This is a genomic window from Kitasatospora sp. NPDC056327 (genome assembly GCF_042261735.1).
Lineage (GTDB): Bacteria > Actinomycetota > Actinomycetes > Streptomycetales > Streptomycetaceae > Kitasatospora.
Genome location: NZ_JBHJRC010000071.1, coordinates 24,838 through 30,865, shown reverse-complemented (window position 1 = coordinate 30,865; position 6,028 = coordinate 24,838). Strand labels below are relative to the sequence as shown.

Below are 6,028 nucleotides of genomic sequence, written 5' to 3'. Positions count from 1 at the left end.
GGGGCGGCCGGCGGGGCGGGCCCGTCCCCGGCGGCCCCCCCCGGGCGGCCCGCGCCGCGGGGGCGCCCCCGCCCCCACGGGCGCAGGGCCGCAGGGCCGGCCGGTCACCGGCACCCGCGGGTCAGCGCCGGGGCCCGGCCAGGGCGTAGGCGGCGGTGCCGGTCACCGCGAGGGCCAGGGCCGTCCAGCCGGCCGGCGCGGTGCCCGGTGGCAGGACCGGCCAGGTGAGGATCCGGATCACCGGATCCGGGCCGGGCGGGACGGTCAGGGCGGCGGCGAGGCAGCCGAACGGCGGGAGCCACGCGTACGGGGGGCCGAGGCAGGCCGCGCCGAGGGCGGCGAGTCCGGCCAGTCCGGCGGCGTCGCGCAGGACGAATCCCGGGTCGGGCGGCTGCCCGTCGGCCGCGCGCAGCGCCAGCAGCACGGACCCGGCGAGCAGGGCGCAGAGCAGCACGTGGGCCGTCCGGTGGAGCGGCCAGCGGATCGCGGCGGTGCGGTCGAGGGCGGGGTCCGGGCCCCCGAGGCCGGGCGAGAGGACCATCACGCCGCCGGCGAGGACCAGGGCCGAGGTGCGGGGACCGGCGGTCCCGCCGTCGCCGAACCGGGCGAGCCACCACACCGCGGCGGCCCCGGCGGCCAGTGCGGCGAGCGCGGCGGGCAGCCGCCGGGAGCGGGCGTACAGCGTCAGCCACCTCACCGGGCGGGTCCTTCGCCCGGCGGGACGGATCCGCCCAGCACGTCGAGGGGGTCCTCCGCGCAGGCGACGGCCGCGGCCCGCGCGGCCGCGACCCGCTGCCGCTGCTCGGCGGGCGGCAGGGCGCGCAGCCGTTCCCAGACCGGGGCGGCCAGCGCCGTCTGGTCCTCCGCCCGGTGCATGGTGCCGTCGAGCGGCCGCAGGTCGCCGAACACCCAGGCGGCGGCGACGCCCTGGGCGGCGGCCTCCGAGACGGTGCCGCTCTCCCGGTCGGTGCGGGCGTGGCAGAGCGGGACGATGCCCTGGCCGACGAGCGCCCTGGTCAGACCCCCGCCCGAGGCGGCGCCGAGCACCGCGTCGTCGAAGTCGACGAGCACGGCGTCGGACGAGCGTTCCGGCGGACCGAGGACGGCCCTGGGCACGGTGGTCTCGCGGACCGTCGCGGGGGCCTGCCCGCCCAGCGCGTCGCGCAGCAGGCCCAGCGCCTCCCGGCCGGGCCCGGCCAGGGCGCCGAGCCGGTCCTGCCGGGCCGCCGTCACGCAGACCGGGCCCGCGCAGACCGGCGCGGTCGCGGCCCGGTCGACGACGTAGGTGTCGCGGGGGTCGGCGGGGAGCAGCAGCAGGGCGAGCGCGCCGGCCGCCAGGGCGGGCGCGAGGGCGAGCAGCCGGGCGCGCCGGGTGGCGGCGGCCAGCAGGGCGAAGCCCGTCGCGGCCAGGCCGAGCAGCCAGAGCGTCTGCCCGGCGTGCACGGGGGCGGCGAGCGTGAGGAGGGTCTGGCGGACGTCCGCCACCATCGGCGAGAGCAGGGAGAGCCGGTTCGGCACGGCGGAGGTGGGCACGGCCGCGTCGGTGGTCGGCCGCAGGAGACCGACGAGCACGAAGCCGGCCGCCGCCAGGGCGGGCGGGGTGAGCACGGAGGGCAGTGCGCGGGCGACGCCCATGCCCAGCACGGCGCCGGCGGCCAGGGCGAGCGCGCCGACCAGCGGGATGGGCAGCCAGCCGAGCCCGGTGAACGCGGCGCCGCCGGCCGCCACCCGTGCCGCGCCCAGCAGGACGACCAGGGTGAACGCCGTGACCAGGGCGAACGCCATCGGGGCGGCGAGCGCGGCGGCGCGGTGGCGGGTGGGCCGCGGGGTGCCGGCCAGCAGTTCGGCGGTGCCGGAGCGGTGGTCGCGCAGACCCTGGAGCGCGCCCAGCCCGAGGGCGAGCGGCCACAGCAGGACCAGCAGGTGCCGGGTCCACAGGGCCATCGACGTCCACTGGGCGGTCCACAGCGTGGTGCCCTTCGCCCACGGCCCGGGGGCGAGGTCGAGGAAGGCGAGCGCGATCGCCAGGACGGCGGCGCCGGCCCAGGGGGCGACGGAGCGCCGGAGTTCGATGCGCAGGACGCGGAGGTTCGGCAGGCGGTTCCGCGGGCGGGCCTTCGGTGGAAGGGAGTCCGGTGGAAGGGAGCCCGGCGGGCGGGGGTCGGCCGCGCCGGGGCTCGACGGCTCCTGGCGCGTCACCGGGTCACGTCGGTTCACCAGGCGCCTCCGGTCCGGGCGGGAGCGGCGAGCAGGGCCGAGTAGCCGCGCTCCAGCGGGCTGTCGCCCTCGTGCTCCGGCCCGCCCGCCGCCGCGAGCTGCCCCGGGGTGCCCTGGAAGACCAGTCGCCCCTCGGCGAGGAGCACCACGTCGGTGCAGGCGGCGGCGACGTCCTCCACCAGGTGGGTCGAGACGATCACGCAGGCGTCCGCGCCCAGTTCCTGGAGCAGTCCGCGCAGGCGCAGGCGCTGGGCCGGGTCCAGGCCGACGGTCGGCTCGTCGAGCAGCAGGACCGCCGGGTCGTTGACGATGGCCTGGGCGATGCCGGCCCGTCGCACCATGCCGCCCGAGAGCGTCCTCATCCGCTGGTCGGCGCGGTCGGCCAGCCCGACGCGCTCCACCGCGCGCTGCACGGCGGCGGGGATGTCCGCCGTCGGCATCTCCTTCAGCCAGGCCATGTACTCGACGAACTCCCGCACCGTGAACCGCCTGTAGTAGCCGAACTGCTGCGGCAGGTATCCGATCCGGCGGCGCAGCGCCCGGTACTCGCCCGGTCCGTCCACGGGCTGCCCGAGCAGTTCCAGCGTGCCGCCGGCGGGGCGGAGCACGGTGGCCAGGGCGCGGATGAGGGTGGTCTTGCCGGCGCCGTTGGGGCCGAGGAGGCCGTGGACGCCGGTACCGAGGGCCAGGTCCAGGCCGTCGACGGCCAGGCGGTTGCGGCCGGCCCTGAGCCGGAGCCGGTCCGCCCGGACCTCCCGGGCGAAGGTGGTGGGGGCGAGTTCCGCCCCGGTGGGTGCGCGCATCGTGCGCCGTGGCTCCTTCCGGGTGTTCAACGGTGGTCCTCCTGTGCGGCGTACGCGTTGCGGCGGGCGATCACGACGCCGGCGCCGAGGGCGAGGACCAGGCCCCACAGCGGCAGGCTGTCCGTACGGAGGGCGGCGGCCGTGCGGCCGGCGGCGAGGGTGGGCGCGGCGACCAGCCCGGCCCAGACGAGGGCCAGGGCGGCGGCGGCGCGGGTGACGCCGATCAGCCCGCCGAGCGCCAGGGTGGCGGAGGTGAACGCCAGGCAGGGCAGCAGCCACTGCGCGGCCGTCACTCCCGTCGCCCAGCCCGCCGCGAGGAGGGCGGGCAGGACGGCGGCGAGGACGGCGACGGTACGCCGGAGCACCAGTTCCAGGCCGGCCCGCGGGGTGGCGGCCGTCAGCTCGTGGGCGGGGTCGAGGCCGCGCGCCCAGGAGAGTGCCACACCGCCGACGGGCAGGACCGGGGCGAGCAGCAGGACGAGGGAGACCCGGTCGGCGACGGGGCCGGTCAGGTCCAGCAGCAGGGCGAGCAGGGTGACGGCGGGGACCATGGCGAGCCACGGCGTCATGGCGGGCGTCGCCCAGGTGGAGAGCCGGACGGCCGGGCGGAGGGCGCGGCCGCCCGGCGGCGCCGGGGCGGTCCCGGCGAGCTGCGGCGCGAGGCCGTTCCAGACGGCCTCGGTCAGTGCGGTGACGGCGGGCGCCCCGGCGGCGACGGCGGCGGACAGCCGGTCCCGGCAGGGGCGGCACGCCTCCAGGTGGGCCTCCAGGGCCCACACCTCGTCGGCGGCGAGGCCGGTGCCGCCGCGCGCGTACCCGTCGACCAGCCGGTCCGACGCGTGTTCGACGCTCATGCCAGTTCCTCCCGCATCGCGATCCGGGCCCGGCGGGCGCGGGTCTTGACCGTGCCCTCGGGCAGTCCGAGGACGACGGCGGTCTCCCGGACGGACAGTCCGTCGAGGACCATGGCCTGCAGCACGTCCCGCAGTTCCGGCGCGAGGCGCCGCAGGGCGTCCCCGACGTCGCCGCCGACGGTCGTCACCAGCGCCTCCTCCTCGGCGGCCGGGGCCACCGGCCGCGGGGCCGCGGCGGGCGGCGGCTCGGCGTGGTGGGCCCGGCGCCGGAAGGCGTCGACGAGGCGGCGGGCCGCGATCGTCCACAGCCAGCCGACGGCCGTACCGCCGGTCCGGCTGCCGGTGAACGAGGCCGCCGCCCGCCAGACCGCCAGGTAGGTCTCCTGCATGACCTCGGCGACGAGCTGCTCGTCCGCGCAGCGGCGCTGCAGCCGCACGGCCAGCCACGGCGACGTGCGGCGGTACAGCTCCTCGAAGGCGGCCCGGTCCCCCCGGGCCACCCGGTGGAGGAGGCCTTCCTCGTCCAGTTCCTGCGGCGGTGCCGCCTTGGCGCGTTTCACACCTGCTAGACGCCCGGGCGGACCTGCGGGTTTTCCGTGCGGCGTGATCCGCGTCACAGTCACCGGCCGGGCGGTCACGGGAAGTCCGGTGGACCGGCCCGCCCGGGCCGGAGCGTCCCCGCCCCCGGCCGTCGGCCGCTCGGTCTCAGCCCGCCAGGCCGTGGCCGACCAGGCGGCTGCGCAGCCCGGCCAGTTCGCGCCGGACCAGGGGCGGCAGCCCGTCCTCGCCGTCGCCCGCCGCCATCACCGTCCCGAGCAGTTCGGCGGCGGCCCGCGGGTCGTGCGCGACCAGGTGGCAGTCGGCCACGCGGACGGTGAACAGCAGCCGCGCGGAGGGCAGTTGGTCCGGACCGAGCAGCGAGAGCGCGGTCTCGGCGGCGTCCACGGCGCGCCGCGCGAGCCGGGGGTCGTCCACGGCGGCGGCGGCGTCGCGCAGCGCGGCGGCGGCGCCGGCCTCGACCCGCAGCCGCATCGAGGCGATGGTGAGCCAGGCGGCGTCGGACTCGTCGTCGACCCCGATGTGGTCGAGGTGGAGCCGGGCGCGGGCGATGTGGCGGACGGTGGCGCGGACGTCCCCGGTCATCGCGTGCGCACGGGCCTGGGCGATCTGCCCCATGGCGCCGGCCCAGTGCCGGGCGGGGGCGATCCGGGCGATCTCGTGGGCGTAGCCGAGCGCGGCGGCGGGGTCGCCGTCGAGGCGGGCGAGGAAGCTCATGTCGCTGAGCGCGGCGACCTGGGTGGCGGTGTCCTCGGCGAGTTCGGCCCAGCCGAGGGCCCGGGAGAAGCAGGCCATCGCGGTGGCGTTGCGGCCGCTCTGCATGCGCAGTCCGCCGGCGGCGTGGGCGTACTCGCCGGCCAGCCGGGCGAGCGGGCGGCGGGCGGGGCCGCCGGGGTGGGCGGCGAGCCGGCGCAGGACGACGCGCAGGGTGTCCTCGACGGCCTCGGTGCCGGGGGCGCCGGGGCCGTCGCCGGCTCGGAGGTGGGCGGCGAGCAGGCCGGCCAGGGCGTGCACGGTGTCGGGGTCGAGCGGGCCGGCGGTACAGGGGTCGGCGGCCCGGAAGGCGGCGTGCAGGACGGCGAGGTGGCCGGGTTCGGGGACGGCGCAGCCGGCGGCGTCGTGGAGCGGACAGAGCAGGCCGTAGTCGGGGAGGCGGACCGGCAGCTGGGTGGCGAGGCCGGGCGGCAGGGCGGGCAGGAGGGCGGCGACGGGCGGCCCGGGCAGCGGGGCACGGGTCCAGTCGCCGGCGACGGGCACCGGACCGTCCACCGGGGCGGCGGGCCGGGCGGCCGCGGGACCGGGCGCCGCGCCCGGGGCGCCCTCCTCGGCGATCCGGCAGGCGGTGCGCAGGTCCCCGCCGGCGGCGAGCAGGTCGTCCAGCCGGTCGGCGACGCGGGGGCTGGTGCGGCGGGTGCCGTGCTCCAGCTTGCTGACCGCGGTGTGGTCGTAGCCGATCTCGGCACCCAGCTGCGCCTGGGTCAGGCCGGCGCGCCTGCGCCACTGGCGAAGGCGGAGACCGAAGGCCCGCCAGGCATCGTCCTCGGCGGGCGTGGTCGCCGCCCGGTTCCGGTGCACGGGGCTGCCCTCCCGAGTGCG

At 79.4% G+C, this 6,028-nt stretch carries 6 protein-coding genes; all 6 read right to left on the bottom strand.

Going from position 1 to position 6,028, the window contains the following annotated elements; genetic code table 11:
• Nucleotides 1-121 precede the first annotated feature (121 nt).
• Nucleotides 122-697 (bottom strand): hypothetical protein, encoded by a 576-nt coding sequence (locus ACFCX4_RS13385; protein WP_376141561.1) that lies wholly within the window; start codon nt 695-697, stop codon nt 122-124.
• Nucleotides 694-2,097, bottom strand: coding sequence for a hypothetical protein (locus tag ACFCX4_RS13380; protein WP_376141568.1), 1,404 nt, complete (start codon nt 2,095-2,097; stop codon nt 694-696). Before ACFCX4_RS13380 ends, ACFCX4_RS13385 begins: the two co-directional genes overlap by 4 nt.
• Before the next feature lie 116 nt (nt 2,098-2,213).
• Nucleotides 2,214-3,020: an ABC transporter ATP-binding protein gene (locus tag ACFCX4_RS13375; protein ID WP_376141558.1), complete on the bottom strand. Its 807-nt coding sequence runs from the start codon at nt 3,018-3,020 to the stop codon at nt 2,214-2,216.
• A 26-nt stretch (nt 3,021-3,046) separates the two neighbouring features.
• Nucleotides 3,047-3,874 carry a zf-HC2 domain-containing protein gene (locus tag ACFCX4_RS13370; protein WP_376141556.1) on the bottom strand — a complete coding sequence of 276 codons (828 nt, stop codon included), beginning with the start codon at nt 3,872-3,874 and terminating at the stop codon, nt 3,047-3,049.
• Entirely contained in the window at nt 3,871-4,374 is a 504-nt protein-coding gene (locus tag ACFCX4_RS13365; protein ID WP_376141566.1) for an RNA polymerase sigma factor, read from the bottom strand. The genes ACFCX4_RS13370 and ACFCX4_RS13365 overlap by 4 nt, the downstream gene beginning before the upstream one ends.
• Nucleotides 4,375-4,579: 205 nt before the next feature.
• On the bottom strand, nt 4,580-6,007 hold the full coding sequence (locus tag ACFCX4_RS13360; protein WP_376141554.1) for a helix-turn-helix domain-containing protein: 1,428 nt from the start codon (nt 6,005-6,007) through the stop codon (nt 4,580-4,582).
• Nucleotides 6,008-6,028: the final 21 nt, after the last annotated feature.

What these genes read in the sequence shown, in the direction of transcription:
- ACFCX4_RS13370 (WP_376141556.1), bottom strand. Translation starts at nt 3,874, where the DNA reads ATGAGCGTCGAACACGCGTCGGACCGGCTGGTCGACGGGTACGCGCGC.
- ACFCX4_RS13375 (WP_376141558.1), bottom strand. Translation starts at nt 3,020, where the DNA reads ATGCGCGCACCCACCGGGGCGGAACTCGCCCCCACCACCTTCGCCCGG.